Raw genomic sequence first — 19,277 nt, 5'->3', positions numbered from 1 at the left:
CACCACCGCAATGTCTCGTACTCTCGCTGTCGTTTTCTCAACGGCCGTCGCCGCCATTTCCATGACGGGCGCGGCCTCCGCCGGCTGCTACAATTGCTACACGCCGCCGCCGTGCACGACCTGCTACCAGCAACAATATGTGCCGCCGCAATACCGCACCGTCGACGAGACCGTGATGGTCTCGCCCGGCTCCGTGGTCGCGCACCGCACGCCGGCGCAGTATCGCACCGTGATGGTGCCGCAGACCGTGATGGTCGCGCCCCCCAGCGTCCAGTACGAGCGCATCCCGCCGCAATACGCCACCCGGCAGCGAGTCGAGATGGTCTCGCCGGGGTATTCCTATTACGCCCCGGTGCAGATGAACTGCGCGTCCTGCGGCTACTGACACCCCCAAGAGAACCGGTTTCGAGCGGCGCTCCCACGGGGCGCCGTTTGCTTTTGGGCTAAGTGCAAAACGAGGCCCGGGTATGGAGACCAATCCAGCCGGGCCTCGCAACCGGCGACGCCATGGGAGATGTCGCCAGCGTCTGCGGATTTGCGAAGGCGTAGCCTAAGCGAACACGCTGACACTCGCCTGACAGGGAGCCGGAGGTGAGGGCGGCCCAACTTCGCGTTGCCTTGTGCAGGCGACTGGGTTAAGCGACAGCCGTTCCAGGCTTGGAAGGGTGGCCGAGTGGTTTAAGGCACCGGTCTTGAAAACCGGCGTGCCCGCAAGGGTACCGTGGGTTCGAATCCCACCCCTTCCGCCAGTATATTGTTCTCCACTGTTCGCAGTCGTTCGAACTCCACAGCAAAATCAGTGACTTGCGCCGAAGAGCTGTACTTTGCAGTTCGCCGGTGTTCCCCCTAATCGGGGCACTGACCGTAGCATTAGCCCGTGGGTTCGGAGGACGGTTTTCCTGGAGGAACAATGGCTGGAAGGCTCAAACCGCTCGACGTAGAGCGCCAAAGCAAGCCCGGTAAATACGCCGATGGTGATGGGCTCTACTTGATCATCACCGGACCAACGTCGAAGAGCTGGTCATACAGATATTGGAAAGACGGCAAAGAGCGCTGGCACGGCCTGGGCTCCTTGAAGGAAGTGTCGCTAAAAGATGCACGGCTGGCACGGGATGCGGCGAGGCTGCGCGTGAAAGGCGATCGCAGCACCGCCGGCGTGGACATAGTGCAGGAGAGGCGAAAGGCGCGTGAAGAAGCGAAAGCCGTCGAGGCCCAGGTTGTGTTGCCAACGTTCGAGGAATGCGCGGAAGCCTACATCCGGACGAATTGGTCGACCTGGAGCGAGAAGCATCGCGATCAGTGGCCATCGTCCCTCAAGCGTTACGCCTATCCCACAATCGGCAAGCTGACCATCCCGGAGATCAAGCCGAGCCACATTCACGATCTGCTCAAGCCGATCTGGGTGGAGAAGCGCGAGACTGCAAACCGGGTTCGCGGCCGGATCGAAACGATCATTGCGAAGAACGTTGACATCGACGATCCAGACTTCCGCAATCCGGCCGAGCTTACGAGGCAGTTGCGCGAAAAGCTACCAAAGCGCCCCAAGCGGGTCGTCCGTCATCATCCGGCCTTGCCGTACACTGAGGCGCCGGCGTTCATGAAGCTCCTTGCCGGTGCACCCGGAACAGCTGCCGCCATGCTCCGATTCCTCATCTTCACGGCCTGCCGCACGAACGAGGCGGTCGAAGCGCGGTGGTCTGAGATCGATCGGTCAGGCTCGACTTGGAAAATCCCCGGCGAACGAATGAAGATGGACCAGGACCACTACGTTCCTTTGACGGATCCCGCGTTGGCGGTCCTCGACGAGATGCGAAACGGCCGCCAAGGCGAACTGATCTTCACCAATCCGGACAGCGGGGCATTCTCCGAAAACGCGATGCTCGCGGTACTTGATCGACTCGGCTACGGACATGTGACGGATGGCGTACGCGAAGCTGCACTGGCCCACAAATACAAGAGCGAGACCACCGCAGCCTATCAACGAGGTCATAAGCTCGAAAAGCGCCGGGGGCTAATGAAGGATTGGGCCGTATTCCTGAGCGGCGCCAATGTCACCCAATTGGATGACCGGAGGACAGGGTAGGCGTCGAGCAGACACTGAGGGTCAAAAGCGTTGGTTGCGTCCAATCTTAAAGTGTACGGTCTGCCCCAAGAAGCTGACATGGCGACGCGCTCGGCAAAAGGTCGGCTCAGGGCCCAGCAGCCGACATTAGGCGCGGCTCCCCAGTGGGGCATGTCGGGCAAGATGATGACTGGGATTGCGTCGGCAACTCGAGCCGGCGCCGACCGCAGCTAGTCTAATCTTTTGCCAGCTGGCGGGACCGGGGATGGTGTGCTGTCGCAGGCTGCGGTAGACTTCCTTGCGACCAAGGACCGACGCTCTCCTGTGGGAGGTCGATGTGGACATAACGGATTGGCTGCGCCGCCTCGGGTTGTATCAGTACGAGAGCGTGTTTCGCGACAACGACGTAGACGCGGAGACCCTGCCCAGCTTGACCGCAGACGATCTGCGTGAACTCGGCATCACATCGTTGGGCCACCGCAAGAAGCTCCTCTCGGCGATCGCCGCCCTTTCCCCGACGCTTGGCAAGGACCTGGAGGATGATCGCGGGCCTCCGCCAAAGGAAGCCGGTAGTTCACGACCATTGATGAAAACGCGGCACGCCGAGCGCCGTCATCTGACGGTCATGTTCGCCGACCTCGTCGGTTCGACTGCCCTTTCGGAGCGCCTCGACCCCGAGGACATGAGTGAGATCCTTGCGGCCTACCACCAAGCGGTTGCGGCGGAGGTGGCCCGCTTCGAGGGATACATTGCCAAGCTCATGGGTGACGGCGTGCTGGTTTATTTCGGCTGGCCGCAGGCGCATGAGGACGAGGCCGAACGTGCGGTGCGCACCGGGCTTGCAGTCGTGGAAGCCGTAGAGCGGCTAGAGAATCGAGCGGGCCGTACTCTTTCCGCGCGCGTCGGTATCGCAACCGGCCTGGTCGTGGTTGGCGACGTTATGGGGGAAGGGGCTGCCCAGGAAGAAGGGATTGTCGGCGCCACGCCGAACCTCGCCGCGCGTCTGCAGCAGTTCGCGGAGCCCGGAGCTGTGGTGATCTCCGAGAGCACGCGGCGCCTTCTTGGCAGCTGGTTCGCGCTCACCGACCTGGGCCCGCAACAGATGCGAGGGATCAAAGCCTCGGAACCGGCGTTCCGCGTTGTTGGGGAAGCGGCGGCCGAAGGTCGGTTCGAGGCCCTGCGACGAGCCGAGGTAGGTCCATTGATCGGCCGCGAACACGAACTCGCTCTCCTTCTCGATCGCTGGGAGATGGCCAAAGGCGGCGAAGGTCAGGTCGTACTGTTGTCTGGCGAAGCTGGCATCGGCAAGTCTCGGATTGTCCTCGCGCTGCGTGAGTGTCTCCGCCACGAACCTCGGTTCCGGATCGGATATTCCTGCTCGCCCCATCATGTGGACAGCGCGCTCTGGCCGGTGAGCGTCCAGCTCCAACGGGCGGCAGGGTACCTGCGTGAGGATGCACCCTCATTGAAGCTCGAGAAGCTGGAGCAGCTCCTCGACAAAGCGGGTGGGTTAGGGGAGGACGCGACGCCGCTGCTCGCCGAGCTGATGGGGCTGCCGCTCAATGGACGCTACGCGGCGCGCGGCGGGACACCGCAGGAGAAAAAGGCGCGGGTCTTTGGCATTCTCCTGGCGCAAATGGAGGGGCTCTCACACCAGCGGCCGATGCTCCTGGTCCTTGAGGACGCGCATTGGCTCGACCCGACGTCGGCGGAGCTTTTCGAGCGGATGGTGGATAGGATCCGGGTTCTGCCGATACTTCTCGTCGCCACTTTGCGGCCTGACGTGCCGACGCCTTGGACGAATTTCCCGCATGTCACATTCCTCAGCCTCAATCGCTTGGGGCGGCCAGCATCCCGAGCGCTTATCCAGAGAGCAGCGGGCGGACGGCAGCTTCCGCCCATCGTCATCGAAGCCATCCTCTCCCGCACCGAGGGCGTGCCGCTGTTCGTCGAGGAATTGACGAAAGCGGTCCTCGAATCGGTGATCTGGAAGACAACGGCCGGCGATGGTCATCTCGAGCTCGTCGGCCCACTTCCGCCGCTGGCCATTCCGGCGACGCTGCAGGAGTCGCTCATGGCGCGCCTCGATCGCTTGGCTCCGGCACGCGAGGTGGCGCAGATCGCTGCTTGCATCGGCCGGGAGTTCGACGAGGAGGTCGTTGGCGCGATCGCGGGATACCCGGAGCTGCAGCTGACGGCGGTGCTCGATCAACTGTGTCGCGCGGGGCTCATCCAACGACGTGGGATGCCGCCGCATCATACGTACAGCTTCAAGCACGCGCTCGTCCGCGACGCGGCCTACGCCACCTTGCTTAAATCACCGCGTCAGCAACTGCATGCGCATATCGCGCAAGCGATCGAGCAGTTGCGGCCGGAGATCGCGGCGGGCCAGCCCGAGATCGTCGCCCATCATTTCGTCGAAGGCGGCCTGCTCGACCAAGGGGCAATTTATCTTCTGGCCGCCGGTCGGTTGGCAAAAGCGCGGCATGCCGTCAAAGAGGCGGTCTCCCAACTTGAAACGTGCCTGCAGCTCACGGCGCGTCCTCGAGACAGTGCAGCATCGGCCGATCGAGGCACCGAGCGCGAGTGCCTCCTGATGCTGGGTGACTTGGCCGGCGTCGAGGACGATCTCGACAGAGCGAACGACTACTACGAGCGCGCCATGGCGCTCGGCGAGACCGATGCCGACCGCGACCGCGCGCGCAACTGCGTTCACCGCGCCCGGTACGCGGAGCGGGACGGCGCGCGTCTCGTCTTCTATGAGCACGGCAGCGGCGAGCCGACGATCGTATTCATCAATCCCATTGTCTACGGGCTGTCGACCTTTGAACCGATTCTCGAGCAGCTTCGCCAAGAATTCTGTGTCATCACGGTTGACTGCCGCGGCGCCGGACGATCATCACCTCTGATGCGTCCTTACTCGACGCTCCAACACATGGAGGACCTCCGCGCGATCATCAAGGCCGCCGGTGCCGTCCCAATCATCGGCGTCGGCATCTCGCGCGGCTCCAACCTGCTTATCCAGCTCGCCCATGCGCACCGGGAACTCGTCGGAAAGATGATGACGGTGGGCACGCCGATGATGGGAGCGCTACCGGATGGGCGCCCGGTGTTTAACCCGGATTACATGGCTCATCGTAAGGACGCCTACGCTCGGGGCGACGTTGAGGAATTGATCCGCTTGCAAACTCGGTACGTCTACAGCGAGCCAGATGCCGAAGATTTGCGGCGGATGGCCATCGAGCGCATGTGCAGGTTGCCGACCGAGACGATCCTCAGCTTCTACGATCCGGATCCGGGCATGGACATCGCGCCGCTGCTCGAATCGATCGCTGTTCCGACGCTCGTCGCGCACGGCCGAGAAGACCAGCTGGTCACCAGCGCCGCGAGCGAATTTATCGCGTCCCGCATCCCGGACGCGCAGCTCTATGTCTTCGACGGCAAGGGGCACAATCCGATGTTCTCGGCCACGGACGAGTTTTGCGATGTGCTTCGCAATTTCATTCGCACGGGACGCGCGGAAAGAACGTCTCAAGGATCGCTGGCAGCGTGAACAAAAAGTCAGGGCAGCTGGCTGCGGCCCAAGCGTCGGCTGAGGGCGGTTTGGCCAGCAGAGTTCATCCCGGAACTTAAGGATCGATGCGGCGAGATCGAGACCGACGCGCTTGACACTCATAGTGGACCTCCGGGCGCGAGCCCTGCTGGCGGCGAGGACCGAGATTGCCGTGTAGCACTAGCGTCAATCAAACGTCACCGAAGCGCAGCAGATGTCTCAATTGAGTCAAAATGCGAAGAACTCAACCTGAGCAAATCTAGTCTGCCTCGCCTCGATAAGCGGACCTCAACGAGGTGCCGCGACTTCGCTGATGGGGCAATAGGCGACCTGGACCACATCGACGACATGAAAGCGGCCGCAAAGTGAGGCGGCCTTACTCTCCTCGCTTGCTTTCCCGTTCATGGTCATCGAGCATTTCTAACTGGCTCGCAAGCTGTGGGCGATGTTGGTGAGCAGGGCGACTTTCTTTGGGGATACCGATGACGCCAGCTTCAATCTTGAGGGCTTTGGCGGCCTTCCGACGCTCAATGGCGCTAATCATTACAGGCTCTCCGGTCGGTTGTGCACAATCGCCGCCCACGGTTGCGCGGACAAGGCCGCCCGCTTAATCTGTGTCGCGGGCAGCGGCTTCCCAGCCCCGGGTGGGTTTGCAAAACCCCGGTGCCCAACGGATTGCATATCCGCATCGTGTGATCTGAGCAAAATTGCTCATGCTCTTGCCAATTGAGGCGGCCCTACTGTCGGGTATGGCGCTTCAAAATCGCAACGCGCCGTTCACGCTGCCACACTTCTAAGTCGTGCCCGTCGAGCATCTGGGCGGCCTTGGCCTTGGCCTCCTCGTCGTCAGCGCATTCGAACTCATGAACCCCGCTGATATGCCCGTCCTCGCTCATGATGTAAGCGCGGTAGTCCATCGTAGTCGTTCCCTTTATTCGAACGATTATACCCGGCGCCAAGCGGGTGAAAAGTCAAGTTGGGCCACACCCGTTTTCAACTTAGGCCACTAGCGTCGGAAACAGGCCAGCGCCCCCTGAGGGCATGAGAACACTTAAGCAACGCAGAACTGATCATGAATCGCCGGCCGCACATCCAGAGTCCGTTTAGGGTCAAAAGCAGCGGTCGAAGTGAGCACGGCGCCGCGTCCGGTCTGCCGCCGATAGCCGACAATACGATGGTCTCAGCATTGTTCGGTCAAGGTCCGGAAGCGGCAGTCGTCAACGAGGGGACGAAGAGGCAACCGAGGCGGCCTTACTCTTCCTCATGTTGCCTTTGCGGCCGACGCAGGGGTCCTAAAGTCCGGCAGGCATGCTATTGCTTGTTCCAGCTCTCTTGCGATTGCCTTGTAACGAGTGAGCGCCCGCGCATAGACGTCGCGCTTGAGTTGGCTCCTTGCTGCCTGTTGAAGGCGCTCGCATTCGGCCATTTGCACGCGGAGCAGTTCTAGATGGGCCCGCATCTCTTTAATGGACAAGTAGTCTATCCCACATCCGCTTTGGCTGAATGGCGAACTTGGACACCCGCCAAGGCAAACCATGAGAACTGTCGATGAGGTCCGCAATGCGTCAGAATGCGAAGTGCTCAAAGTGAGCAAAGTCAGTCCGCTCGACGCCACCAAGCGGACCACATTGAAAGGCGTCTCCACTTCGCCGATGGGCCATTTTCGGACTCATGGGGAAAAGCGATTACCTCTGCAACAGCTTCGAGGTCGGTAGATCAAGGCCAAGGCGCCTCAACTGTCCTCGGCTAGACGTTCAGCTCTGCGGAGTTCCCTCAATCGCGAACCCTGGCCAGGCGGTATCAAAGAACCGAAACACGTTCTCGAGCAGCCTTGCGACTGGTGCCGAAAGGCGCGATGATATTGCACCGGGCGTAGTACCGGCGAATGTTCAACGAGTGTCCTGCTTCGTCCTGCAGTTAAGTAAATGCCGGGAGGGGTCGATGGTACACGTTGGCAAGCACGCGGTTGTGGTGGGCGCGGGAATGGGCGGTCTTTTAGCCGCACGCGCTTTGGCGGATCATTTCGACGAAGTAACCATACTTGAGCGTGACTCGTTTCCGGATTCGGCTGATGCGCGCAAAGGCGTACCGCAAGGACGGCATACGCACGGATTGCTTGCCCGCGGGCGCGAGGTACTCGAGCAGTCGTTTCCCGGATTTACTGAGGAAATAATCGCTCAGGGAGCGGTACCTGCGGACATCGTCAACGATGGGCTTTGGTTCAATTACGGCGTCTATCTTCACAATGCCCCCAGCAAGATGGTTGGGCTCGGGGTGAGCCGACCGACGCTGGAAGGCTTCGTGCGACGGCGGCTCCTTCAACTACCCAACATTCGGGTGCAGGAGCGTCGTGACGTGGTGGAGCCGGTGTTTGATCTCCCCTCCGGCCGCGTGACCGGTGTTCGCGTCCAGTCAAAAAATGGCTCAGGCGACAAGGAAAGCCTGGAAGCCGATCTCGTCGTTGATGCAAGTGGTCGCGGGTCATCAAGCCCCACATGGCTCAATGCGTTTGGTTTCGCAAAACCGCCGGAGGAGCAGGTCACTGTCAATCTCGGCTATGTCACCCGCTTCTGTCGTCTCAAGCCCGAACATATGGAGAATTACCTGCATGGCAGGAAATTCGTTCTTATGGGGGCGTGCTTGCCTGATTTTCGCTTCGGTGCCCTTCTGCCACAGGAGCGCGAACGTTGGACCGTGACATTAGGCGGTTACATGGACGATCAAGCACCACTGGATGATGCTGGTTTCCTTGAGTTTGCACGTGGCTTGCAAAAGCCGGAAATATTCAACGTGATCCGGAATGCGGAGCCGCTTACTCCGCTCACGCCATACAAGTTTGTTTCGAACACACGACGTCACTACGAGAAACTGACTCACTTTCCGGAAGGCTATCTGGTGTATGGCGATGCCTTGTGCAGCTTCGATCCGGTCTATGGTCAGGGAATGACGGTAGCTTGTGTGGAATCGCTGGCCTTGCGCGAGTGCCTGGCAAAAGGAAAACAAGGGATTGCTCGCCGCTTCTTCCAGATGGCCAGTCGGGTCATCGAAACTCCCTGGCAAATCGCCGTGGGCAGTGATTTGCAAAACCCGCGCGTTGAGGGCAAGCGGACGGCGCAGGTGCGCTTTGTCAACTGGTACATATCGAAGTTTTACCGAGCGGCACAACGTGACGGCGCGCTGGCAACCAGGTTCCTGGAAGTCGCCAACCTTATGCAACAGCCAACCGCGTTGCTAAGCCCAGCGAACGCGCTGAAAGTGTGGATTGGAAGTCGGGACATGCAGCATCCCGACCTTGGTCAGGGGCGCCAAGCCGCCTAGCCACGGTGGCGACATGTCGCAATCGACACCTTTGTTCAGTCGCGCGCCCACAGGCAGCATCGCGAGGCGTTAGTACTCAATCTCAATGTGCGGTGCGGTCCCGGTAGGTTGCGTAAGCGCGTTTGCAACTGCGTGGCGGCGGCAGCGAAGTACGCATCCATCCCGAGCTGGGCGGTCTTGGTGCGCCACCCGGGAAGGCGAGTGGCCCATCTCGTAAGTGGGTCGAAATGCGAAGAACTCAGGTTGAGAAAATCTGGTCCGCTCTGCCACGATGAGCGGACTCCCGTCAGACAGGGCGCAACTTCGCAGATGGGCCAAAAGCGGTCGAACCGCCATCGCATCTTATGGTTGCACCCCTCATGATTCTGTACATAATTGTCGAATGGAAATTCGGGATGCCAAGATTGAGGACGCAGAAGCTGCTTGCCTTGTGATGAGGCGGTCGATCGCAGAACTGTGCGAGGCTGATCATAAAAATGATAGGGGCATCTTGGAGCGTTGGTTGAGAAACAAGACTCCCGAGATTTTCTCCGCTTGGATAAAGCAGCCCGGTAATTCGTTGCTCGTCGCCACGGATGAAGGCAAAGTTCTTGCCGTGGGCTCGGTCACTGACGCAGGCCAAATTACTCTGAATTACGTTTGCCCAGATGTGAGATTTCAAGGCGTCAGCCGTGCCTTGCTTCGGGCGCTCGAAGAGAGGGCACTAGAGCGAGGCAATACGCGGTGCATCCTCACGAGCACTGAAACCGCCCTTCAATTCTATAAATCGAACGGCTACACGACCGATGGCCAGCCGGTCGGCAACTTTGGTACTAGCTCTGGCTACCCTATGTTGAAGGTGCTCATCAAGAATCCAACTTAACGGCTAGCGACTTCCGCTTCGGGCCCGATTCCGTTGAAAAAGGCCGGCAGTATTTTGTTGTAATAGCTCCGTCGCGACGTGACCGAACTGCTCCATCGACCCTATGCGAGCCTCGCGATGGGCATCGGGATGAGCTTGGCCATCTTTCGAAGGTTCTGGGCGGTGGCCGCGAGGATGAACTCATCGCGCGCGCCGTTCGGGCCTCGTAAACGCAAACGGTCGAGCTTGAGGATGCGCTTGAGGTGGGCGAACAACATCTCGATTTTCTTGCGAAGCCGGCGCGAGGTGCCTCCCTCCCACGATTTGGCGATCTGGCGCGCCATGTCGCGAGCGCCTTCGTAGATGGAGCGCGGCACCCTCCGTGATGCCTGCTTGGGGCAACACCGAGCCTTCAATGCGCATCGATCACAATCGCGCTTGCTGGCGAGGTAAAGCATGGTGGCACCATCATTCACCAACGTTCCGGTGGTGGTAAGAACTTTGCCACCAGGGCAACGATAGATGTCGCCAGCATGGTCATAGGTGAAGTCGTCGCGCGAGAAGATACCGTCTGTGCGGGCGGACTTATCGAAGACTGTAACGTGCGGTTCGATGCCGTGCTCATAGACCAGCCAAGCGAGCATCTCGGCCGAGCCATAGCCGCTGTCACCGAGTAGCCGGCTCGGATAGAGATCAAACCGCTCCAGCGATCGTTCAATCATGCGCTTGGCGGCCAATACCTCCGCCTGCCGGATCGCCGTCGTTGCCTCAACATCGACGATGATCGCGTTCTCGACGTCGACCAGGTAGTTCGTCGAATAAGCGAAAAACGCTTGGCCACCGTGCGCCCCCGTCCAGCGCGCCGCCGGGTCGGAGGGCGATACGAACTTCGGGGTAACCTCGGTCGCCGCTCCGAACGCGGCATCATCGAGGACAGCCAGATACTCATCGATTGCTCGGCCGGCAGCCTCCGGCGGAAGTCCCTTATCGCCTTCGATGCCCTTCTGCCGATTGGCATCGGCCTTGATTAGGCTCGCATCAACCGCAAATCCCTCACCGCCGACCAGTCGTTCCTCGATGCAGCGGCGCAGCACGCTCTCGAACACGCGACGGAAGAGGTCGCTCTGCCGGAAGCGGCCATGCCTGTTCTTGGAGAAGGTCGAATGATCCGGCACCGCCCCATCCAGACCGAGCCGGCAGAACCACCGGTAGGCCAAATTGAGGTGAACCTCATCGCACAGGCGCCGCTCCGACCGGATGCCGAAGCAGTAGCCGATCAGGAGCATCCGGATCATCAGCTCGGGATCGATCGAAGGTCGGCCGATGCTACTGTAGAAAGGTGCCAGCTCCCGCCTGATCTCTTGCAGGTCGACGAACCTGTCGACCGATCTCAAAAGATGGTCGGAGGGAATATGCTTCTCGAGCGAGAACTCATAGAACAACGCAGCCTGCTCGACTTGCTGATGCCCCATCATGATCTTCAGTCCTGCCAATTAGACAGACTGAATCACTGCTATCCTTGAGTCGCAACTGCCGCGTTTTTCAACAAAATCGGCCCCTTAGGCGACATAGGGCGAGTTGACTGTTATGAAATGGGACGATGTGAGGAGAACCTGCGAATAGCCAAGAAGAAGTCGGTCGCGCGCATCAGGTACGTCGTCAAGTATGAGTTTGACGGCTCGCCGCACTACGGTGCAATTCAGATCGAGGATTGCAGCGGATCAAGCGAGGCCAGAGAGAATTTTGCTGATGAATGGCTCTTTAGCGGCGAGGTACTCTTGAATGCCGCCAGTATTGTCCCGTTCCAGCTTAAGCTTTAGTTCTTGGTATCTCATCCGATCCACTGGGTGCTCTCGCAGGTGCTCTCGAAAAAGCAACATTCTATCGATCTGCGCGTGGCCTTCCCGACAGATATGAAGTTTGTGCGCCCGGAGACCGGCCACATCGCGTTTGAAGAAATGATGGCCGTCCGACAGATCACCTCCGCGTCGATAGCCCAACTCTTCAAGCGATTGCGTCCAATCTTTTATCGCTCCGGCGAGAGTGATCACCGCAAGTATGTCGATTTCGCCTTTCGCGGCTAATTCGGGCACCGCGGTGCTTCCAACGTGATGGATTTCCACCAGAGCCGATCCGAAGACAGGTCGCAGGCGCGCTTCCTCCTTCGCATATTCTTGCGGCCACCTCGGATCATAGTGCCGTATTGGGCTGGTGAGCGGCATGCGCCAAATCCTAGCCGAGATGCAGACCTACGAAAAGACCGCCGCCGGTTGACTTCCGCTCCGGGTCAGAATCGGGCATCCCGGCTTTCTCAGAACTTAGTCCGCTTCTGGCTGGAAAAGCCGACATCCCGGCACTTACTGGGTGCGGGACGCTGCAGGGCGCCCGAGATCGTAGTTTTCAACCGTAGCTATGAATCTGAGCCGCAAAAGAACGAACGCTATCAAGGCGATTTGGAGGAGGGAGTATCCTTCAAAGCGTTTTTCACTTTTTAGGTTGATGAGGTGCTTCGATTAATTTGAAGCGGTCTTTCTTTTGCCTGAGCTGCGTCCATTGCGGTGACTTCATATACTCGCGCAATTGAGATATTCGAGCCTGAAATTTCTGTTCTTTTGTCCATCGGGAGACGTTCGTTCGATCGACGTCTACTAAACCGGCGATGGAGCTCAAGCTTAAGTCTGGGGCTTGGGCCAGTATATATGCTGCCTTCTCACGAGATATATACGAGCTAACTGTCTCATTCGCTGCAGTAGATATCTTCAGGAGCCCTTGGAGAAGACGACGGAGGTAAGGGCCCGGCGGAGCCACGATATAGCTCTGAAGCAGGTCGAATGCGATATAGGCAATGGTCGAGTGAGGCAGGCGTCCGCCACTCCTCACAGGAGCATTTCCGTTTTCCTTGAGAGCTTTCAGCTCATGGGCCAGGAAAAACGCGAGCGCCTCACCGGCCGTTCTTGGTTCTCCACCTTCTTGAGCAAGCCGCTCTCCTTTCTCCTCATCTCCTTCTACATGGTGAACCACCTCGTAGTGATCGTTGGAAGTGAGGGATCCTGGTTGAGGAGGAACGTGCCAAATAACTTCCGCGTGGTGAGCGAAACCACTCACAGCTTCAATAATGTCCTCAGGGATCCAATCGGCGGCTTCGAACGCATCAAGGACTTCTTCATTTCATACGTTGAGACCGCGTTCCGTATATCGAGCGCCGACACTGCCGGCCAGCGCAGAAGCCTGCTGGAGTCCGACGGCGCTCTGGCGACGGCACCGTTCATCGAGCCCGTTCCGCGCTATCAGCAGTACGACCATCCGTTGGAGAAAGTGATCGATGACCCGCGCTTGAGCCATCTGTCGCAGGCGGGACGCGAGGCTTTCGTCGAACTGGCGTTATCAGGCTTGTTCGACGGCAAGGATGTCAATGGCCCGATCAGGAAGAAGTCGACGTACAATCCGTACATCCACCAGGTCGAAATGCTCTTTCGGGGATCGAAGCCGGGACAGCCGGGCGTCGTCACGTCTGGCACAGGTTCGGGAAAGACCGAAAGCTTCATGTTGCCGGTCCTGGCCACCATCGCCAACGAAGCGGTGAAGTGGCCTGCGCCTGGACCTGGTTTTCTGCAGGAGAATTGGTGGGCCGGCGGCGACGCGTTCGTCCAGATGCGCCGCCATGAGAGCCAGCAAAGGCCTAAGGCGCTTCGCGCGATCGTTCTCTATCCGATGAACGCGCTCGTGGACGATCAGATGGTCCGCTTGCGCCGCACGCTCGATTCCGACGAGGCCCGAGCCGTGATGGACGAGCGGTTCGCCGGCAACCGGATCTTCTTCGGGCAATACACGAGCTCGACGCCCGTCACTGGATACGAAAAGCATCCGCGGAAATCGCAGGATAAAGGTGAGAAGGCGCGCAGGGCGAGGCGCGGTGCCGAGCTTAGGGATAGGATGCGTGGGTTCGAGAGCGATCAGGACGCCGCGCGGCAGCACGACGCCGAGGAGCGCCGGAAAGCGCGAGACACCGGCAAGAAGCCGCCGGAGCCGACGAGATTCATCTTCCCGTCGGTCGACGGCGGGGAGATGGTGAGCCGATGGGACATGCATCGGGCGCCGCCCGACATCCTGGTCACCAACGCTTCGATGTTGGGCACGATGCTGTCGCGCGAAGTGGAGGACAAGGTCTTCGAAGCGACACGTCAGTGGCTCGCCAGCGATCCGGACTCGTATTTCTTCCTTATCATCGACGAACTGCATCTCGTCCGCGGCTCGGCCGGGACCGAAGTGTCTTTCCTCATCAAGTCGCTGCTGCAGCGCCTGGGGCTCGATGACCCAAGCAAGCTCCATAAGCTGCGCATTTTGGCTTCCAGCGCGTCTCTTCCGCTCGACGAGGAGAACGAACGCCACAGTCTCAGATATCTGCGCGATCTATTCGCGCCGTACGGCACTAGCCAAGGCCCAGCCGATTCAGGCACCCAGGATCCTGCGTTCTGGCGCGATTGCGTCGTGCCCGGCAAACCGCACCTCGACCAGATCGCGCTCGTCAGGCTCCCTCGCGAGCCTTTCGAGAACTTAGTCAATGCCTCGGATCCCAAGGCGGAAGGCTTGATCAGGGACGTTCCGAGATCCGATAGCGTCAAAGCCGCGCTCAGCGCCGTCGCCGTCGCACTCGGTTTGGACTCCGCCGCCTCCGACTTCGTGCAGAAGCTGTCGCGCCGCGCGGCCGAGATTTTGACGAGCGCTTGCATCGCAGGGGGCAATCTTAGGGCGACGTCGATCGACCGACTCGCTGAAAAGATCTTCGGAGCGAAGGACGCGGCGAAGGCTCTGCGCGGCCTGATGTTGGCCCGTGCGCTGCCCGAGAGCGACGGCTACGTGGCCGATACGCCGATCGGGCTTCCATCGTTCCGTTTCCATGGGTTCATCCGAAACGTCGAGGGGCTGTTCGGTTCGGTCGATCTCGGCAACGAGGGGATCCGCGTGCGCGACTTGACGATCGAGCGAGGCGTTTCGCATGGCAAGCCGTCCGCGGACTCGGCCCGCGGCCGCCGGCTTTTCGAGCTTCTCTATTGCGAGGCATGCGGCGAGCTTCTTCTTGGCGGGCAGCGCGGCTCGTCTGCCGGCAACACTAATGTCGTGGAGCTTCTGCCTTCCGCGGCCGATCTCGAGGCCATCCCGGAGAAGGTCGGTTCGGAATACTACGACAAGATGACTTGGGCGCAGTTCGCGGTCTTCTGGCCGAAGACTGCTGACCCCCGGACCTCCGAGCGCGGCTACGACCACTGGACCAAGGCGGCGCTGGACCCATCGTCCGGAGCCGTGACCGAGCGCGACGACGTCCCGGCAGGCCATATCGGCGGGCATGTCTACTTTCAGACGGACGCCGCGATCACGAATTCGCGCGGGCAGGTCGACCGTTTGAGAATGGCGCAGCCCTTCTGCTGCCCGAAGTGCGGCACGGACTATTCGTTGCGGCCGCGGTCCGGCCGCGCGAATTCCCCGGTCAGGGCCTTCCGGACCGGTGTCGGAAAGGCGTCGCAGATGGTGGCCACGGAGCTCTTCGAACTGCTCCACGCGATCGGCGCGGAGCCGAAGAGCATCGTGTTCTCCGACAGCCGGCAGGACGCCGCAAACCAGTCACTGGAGATCGAGCGCCTTCATCTTCGGGACCTGCGCCGAGAGATTCTGGTCACCGCCGCGCGTGAATGCCTTGCCGAGGCTCAGGCGAAATACGTCACCGACAAAGAGAAGGAGCGGGTCTACGCCGAGCTCAAAGGCGACATGATGGCCATGATGGCGCGCATGGCCGAGTGGACGAGAATCGAGGACGAGTTGAAGGATATCGACCTCGGCTCGAAGAAGATCCGTCTTGACTACCTTCTGCAATACGGCAGCAGGGACCGCTCGCTATCGCGCATCACCGCCGAATTCGTGGGGCTCGGTATCCATCCGTTCGACGAGGTCGGCAGGGCCAAGTTCGACAACAAGCCCTGGTGGGAGGCATTCGTCCGTACGGCCGGCGTTAGTCAATTCTCGCCCCAGCTTCCGGCCGACCGGCGTCTCGAGCTCGAGCGGAAGATCATGACCAACCAGTACGAACTTGTGGAGGACGTGATCTTCGCGAACACATTTTTTGCGCTTGAGGAGACCGGGCTCGCGTATCCGTCGCTTTCGCGTGACTCTTCGGAAGCGACCCGCAAGCTCGACGCGTGGCTGCGCGTGTTCGCCAGCGCGTCCAGGGTCCGGGAAGGCAAGTTCTTTGACGTCCACAGCTACATGACCTGGGACAGGCCGCAAGCCGTGCCGAAGAACAACCGCGTGCGGCGGTTCGCCGACAAGGTGTTCGGAGCCTCGTTCGACAACGGCCTGAAGCAAGTCCTCGACGACCTTGCCGCGATCGGTCACCTCGGCGGCGTGATAGAGGTCGGAAAGCTTCACCTGCGCGTGGCGCAGCCGGGAGACCCGTATTGGAGGTGCGTGTCTTGCGAGCGTGTCCATCTGCATCGCGGCGAGCAGATATGCACCCGCTGCTACATGCCGCTGCCTGACAATCCGACTGGGACGGTCGATGCGCTGTGGGATTCAAACTTCCTAGGCCGGCGCATCGTCCGGGGACATGACCAGGGCATCAAGCGCTTCCGCCTGAAGTGCGAGGAGTTAAGCGGTCAGACCGAGGACTTCTCGGATCGATTGCGGCGTTTCAAGGACATCTTCGTCGGACAATCCAACGAGGTCGGCCGCTTGGCGGAAGAGATCGACATGCTGTCCGTGACGACCACGATGGAGGTAGGCATCGACATCGGCTCACTGCAGACGGTGTACCAGGCCAACATGCCGCCTCAGCGCTTCAACTATCAACAGCGCGTCGGCCGGGCAGGGCGCCGCGGCCAGGCGTTCTCGTTCGTGACGACATTCTGCCGCGGGCGCAGCCACGACGCGTTCTATTTCCGCCATCCTGAATCAATCACCGGCGATGCGCCGCCGCCGCCGTTCCTCGCCGTGGATCACGATCCGATACCGCACAGGCTTCTCAGGAAGGTCTGGCTGCGGGCGGCATTCGCGGTCGTCCGCGACGACTGCATCACGCGCGGCGAGACTTTTCCAGGCGACGACCTGGTGCCTCCGGACGTCCACGGAGAGTACATCCCGACGGGGCCGTTCTATATCGCCGGCTCTCCTTGGCCGGATCGGTTGCTGGCGGCCCTTCGCCAAACGCAGCATGTCCGCGACGGCTTCGTCAATTCCGCCATTCTGGATAGTGCTCAAAGAGCGCGGCTACTCGCGGCGTCCGCGCCCGAAGCGCTGCTCGACGAAATCATGGCGAGGCGGGACGCGGCGCCTCGCGACAATGCCGGCTTGGCGCAGTTCCTGGCCGAGCAGGGGCTGCTGCCTATGTACGGGATGCCCACCCGCGTTCGAAATCTTTACCTGGGAATGCTTACGAAAGGCAGTGGCTCGGACGAGGAACTGTCGTGGCTTTCGATGGACCGCGATCTGGAGATGGCGATCTTCGAGTTCGCACCTGGGAGCCTCCTTGTGAAAGACAAGGAGAAGCACAAGGCGATCGGCTTCACCGGCAGTCTCCTGGATCCAGAGCGGAGGGGACGGAACGTCGTCGTCCAGCCTCCCATGACTGATTGGATCAGCGAGTACGGGTTCGTCGGCTGGTGCGTCGCGTGCGGTGCCGCCAAGCATGAACGTGAGCGGCCTGCCGTAAACGTCAAATGCGACGATTGCCGCGGCGACGTCTCTCCCGGCGAGTTCCGACACTACATCTCGCCCTCCGCCTTCAGGACCGATTTCCGCCCTGAGGATGGCGATCTCGACGAGGTCGGCGTGATGTCGACAAGGACGGTCGCGACCGTCGCGAAGGAGGGCAAGCCGCAGGATGTCGGAAGCATCCGGGTGCACGCGGGCGCCGGTACGACCATCATGCAGTTAAACGACGGCCGTCCGAACGAGCTCGGCGAGCAGCAGCTGTTCGAGGTGGACATCATGACCGATCAGGAGGTCGCGACGTTCCCACGCGGCATCCACCTTCCGGAGCAGGCCATCGACACCAGCGTGTCGATCAAGGACAAGAACCGGCGCTTCCTGAAGACCGACGACGGCATCGGCCAATTCGGCCTCTTCGCGCGCAAGGCGACGGACGCCGTATTCGTCGAGGCCATCCGGTTCAACGAGCGGCTCAGCATCGATCTCGTCGCTAAAGCGGGTGACCGGACGCATATCGCTGCTCGAGCCGCGGCCATCAGTGCGACACACCTGCTGGTGCAGAAGGCCGCGCTCGAACTCGACGTGGCGCCGGACGAATTCGAAGCTCTGGAGCCGCGACTTAGGCATGGGCGCCCGCTGCTTCAAATCGCCGACACGCTGATCAACGGCTCCGGGCTTTGCCGGCGGCTTTGCCAGACGGGCGCCGACGGCCGGCCTGACATCGCGCGCCTGATCGACGAAATCCTAGAGAAGGCCGATGAATGGCCGCTTGTCGACTTCATGGACGCGGATCACGAAGCGCAGTGCTCGACGTCGTGCTACATGTGCATCCAGCAGTACCAGAACCGGCGCTATCATCCGCTTCTCGATTGGCGGCTCGGGCTCGCGTATCTGCGCGCGATGACGGACCCTGACTTCCAGTGCGGGCTCGACGGGGACTTCGGATCCCATCCGGAACTAAAGGGATGGCTGACCAAGGCGCGCGCGCTGGCAGAAACGGTGGTGTCGATGCGGCCTAAGTTTTGGCGGGCGGAGCGTGCGGGGGCCGTGGGGCTGCCATGCCTCGTCGAAACCGACGGCCAGCAACGCGTGAACCGCAGGCTGGTCGTCATCCACCCGCTTTGGCGCGCCGATCCGACGCTTCTCAGCCGGTTGGGCGTCTCGTCTCCTGGCACGCGCTCGATCCCGATCGACACATTCGATCTTGAGCGACGGCCGCTCCGCGCGTTGGAGATGGCCAACGACCGGGCTCCCGCGCCGCCGTTCCGTGCCAACGTTGCCGACTAGCCCCGCTGGCCCTGGGCGAAAATGCGACGGAGGATCCTTTCTAGTTTTGCCGGATCATTCGCCTGGCATTCCCAGATGACCGCACATCGCCAACCGGACTTTCTGAGGATCCTGACAGTCGACTTGTCGCGCTGCGCGTTGCGCTTCAGCTTCATTGTCCAATAGTCGATGTTGGTCTTGGGCTGCCGCGCTCTCTTGCAATGGTGCTGATGCCAGAAGCAGCCGTGGACGAACACCGCCGTTTTCCACCGCCGGAAGACGAGATCGGGCTTGCCAGGAAGATCTTTGCTATGAAGCCGGAAACGCAGTCCTAATCCGTGCGCCGCGCGCCTCACGCTTGAGCTCGGGCGTGGTGTTTTTTGACTTGATTTGCGCCATCGTCCACGAGCGATGGGAGCGATAGCTTTGCTTTGACCTGACAGCACCTACGCTAAGGCCCTTTTGGGTTCTTGAACCGCGCTGTTTCATGCGTGTCTGGTGAGCAAGTTGCGAAGGGATAGTTATCGCACTGATGTGGT

Annotated in this window: 11 protein-coding genes and 1 tRNA gene; 7 read left to right on the top strand and 5 right to left on the bottom strand. The window is 60.6% G+C overall.

Annotated elements, in window-relative coordinates; genetic code table 11:
- The first annotated feature begins 61 nt into the window (after positions 1-61).
- The 4 genes from ACVWYQ_RS04815 (at position 62) to ACVWYQ_RS04800 (ending at position 5,615) form a co-directional block, all read left to right on the top strand.
- Entirely contained in the window at positions 62-385 is a 324-nt protein-coding gene (locus ACVWYQ_RS04815; RefSeq protein ID WP_036028057.1) for a hypothetical protein, read from the top strand.
- 274 nt (positions 386-659) lie between these two features.
- Positions 660-749: transfer RNA gene (locus ACVWYQ_RS04810), tRNA-Ser, on the top strand.
- 161 nt (positions 750-910) lie between these two features.
- On the top strand, positions 911-2,083 hold the full coding sequence (locus tag ACVWYQ_RS04805) for a tyrosine-type recombinase/integrase (RefSeq protein WP_404541080.1): 1,173 nt from the start codon (positions 911-913) through the stop codon (positions 2,081-2,083).
- Positions 2,084-2,399: 316 nt separating this feature from the next.
- Positions 2,400-5,615, top strand: a complete 3,216-nt coding sequence (locus ACVWYQ_RS04800) for an alpha/beta fold hydrolase (protein ID WP_271542242.1) — start codon at positions 2,400-2,402, stop codon at positions 5,613-5,615.
- A gap of 376 nt (positions 5,616-5,991) precedes the next feature.
- Here ACVWYQ_RS04800 and ACVWYQ_RS04795 read toward each other — a convergent pair whose 3' ends face one another.
- Both ACVWYQ_RS04795 and ACVWYQ_RS04790 read right to left on the bottom strand, forming a co-directional pair.
- Positions 5,992-6,159 (bottom strand): hypothetical protein, encoded by a 168-nt coding sequence (locus ACVWYQ_RS04795; RefSeq protein WP_271542241.1) that lies wholly within the window; start codon positions 6,157-6,159, stop codon positions 5,992-5,994.
- Positions 6,160-6,352: 193 nt separating this feature from the next.
- On the bottom strand, positions 6,353-6,532 hold the full coding sequence (locus ACVWYQ_RS04790; protein ID WP_271542240.1) for a hypothetical protein: 180 nt from the start codon (positions 6,530-6,532) through the stop codon (positions 6,353-6,355).
- 1,024 nt (positions 6,533-7,556) lie between these two features.
- Between ACVWYQ_RS04790 and ACVWYQ_RS04785 the strand changes: the two genes are divergently transcribed.
- Together ACVWYQ_RS04785 and ACVWYQ_RS04780 are read left to right on the top strand one after the other, a co-directional pair.
- Entirely contained in the window at positions 7,557-8,933 is a 1,377-nt protein-coding gene (locus ACVWYQ_RS04785; protein ID WP_271542239.1) for an FAD-dependent oxidoreductase, read from the top strand.
- Positions 8,934-9,315: 382 nt separating this feature from the next.
- Complete coding sequence (locus ACVWYQ_RS04780; protein ID WP_271542238.1) at positions 9,316-9,795, top strand: GNAT family N-acetyltransferase; 480 nt, start codon at positions 9,316-9,318, stop codon at positions 9,793-9,795.
- A gap of 101 nt (positions 9,796-9,896) precedes the next feature.
- Here ACVWYQ_RS04780 and ACVWYQ_RS04775 read toward each other — a convergent pair whose 3' ends face one another.
- On the bottom strand, positions 9,897-11,249 hold the full coding sequence (locus tag ACVWYQ_RS04775; RefSeq protein ID WP_456725395.1) for a transposase: 1,353 nt from the start codon (positions 11,247-11,249) through the stop codon (positions 9,897-9,899).
- 246 nt (positions 11,250-11,495) lie between these two features.
- Entirely contained in the window at positions 11,496-11,996 is a 501-nt protein-coding gene (locus ACVWYQ_RS04770; protein WP_271542237.1) for a GrpB family protein, read from the bottom strand.
- A 631-nt stretch (positions 11,997-12,627) separates the two neighbouring features.
- Between ACVWYQ_RS04770 and ACVWYQ_RS04765 the strand changes: the two genes are divergently transcribed.
- Entirely contained in the window at positions 12,628-18,759 is a 6,132-nt protein-coding gene (locus ACVWYQ_RS04765) for a DEAD/DEAH box helicase (RefSeq protein WP_456725479.1), read from the top strand.
- On the opposite strand, the gene ACVWYQ_RS04760 is transcribed toward ACVWYQ_RS04765, so the two are convergent.
- Positions 18,756-19,094 carry a very short patch repair endonuclease gene (locus ACVWYQ_RS04760; protein ID WP_456725478.1) on the bottom strand — a complete coding sequence of 113 codons (339 nt, stop codon included), beginning with the start codon at positions 19,092-19,094 and terminating at the stop codon, positions 18,756-18,758. The two genes, ACVWYQ_RS04765 and ACVWYQ_RS04760, sit on opposite strands and share 4 nt — an antisense overlap.
- Positions 19,095-19,277 lie beyond the last annotated feature (183 nt).

The sequence above is a fragment of the Bradyrhizobium sp. USDA 3397 genome (assembly GCF_054060965.1).
This window is presented reverse-complemented; position numbering and strand designations above follow the sequence as displayed.

What these genes read in the sequence shown, in the direction of transcription:
- ACVWYQ_RS04815 (WP_036028057.1), top strand. Translation starts at nt 62, where the DNA reads ATGACGGGCGCGGCCTCCGCCGGCTGCTACAATTGCTACACGCCGCCG.
- ACVWYQ_RS04805 (WP_404541080.1), top strand. Translation starts at nt 911, where the DNA reads ATGGCTGGAAGGCTCAAACCGCTCGACGTAGAGCGCCAAAGCAAGCCC.
- ACVWYQ_RS04795 (WP_271542241.1), bottom strand. Translation starts at nt 6,159, where the DNA reads ATGATTAGCGCCATTGAGCGTCGGAAGGCCGCCAAAGCCCTCAAGATT.
- ACVWYQ_RS04790 (WP_271542240.1), bottom strand. Translation starts at nt 6,532, where the DNA reads ATGGACTACCGCGCTTACATCATGAGCGAGGACGGGCATATCAGCGGG.
- ACVWYQ_RS04785 (WP_271542239.1), top strand. Translation starts at nt 7,557, where the DNA reads ATGGTACACGTTGGCAAGCACGCGGTTGTGGTGGGCGCGGGAATGGGC.
- ACVWYQ_RS04780 (WP_271542238.1), top strand. Translation starts at nt 9,316, where the DNA reads ATGGAAATTCGGGATGCCAAGATTGAGGACGCAGAAGCTGCTTGCCTT.
- ACVWYQ_RS04775 (WP_456725395.1), bottom strand. Translation starts at nt 11,249, where the DNA reads ATGATGGGGCATCAGCAAGTCGAGCAGGCTGCGTTGTTCTATGAGTTC.
- ACVWYQ_RS04770 (WP_271542237.1), bottom strand. Translation starts at nt 11,996, where the DNA reads ATGCCGCTCACCAGCCCAATACGGCACTATGATCCGAGGTGGCCGCAA.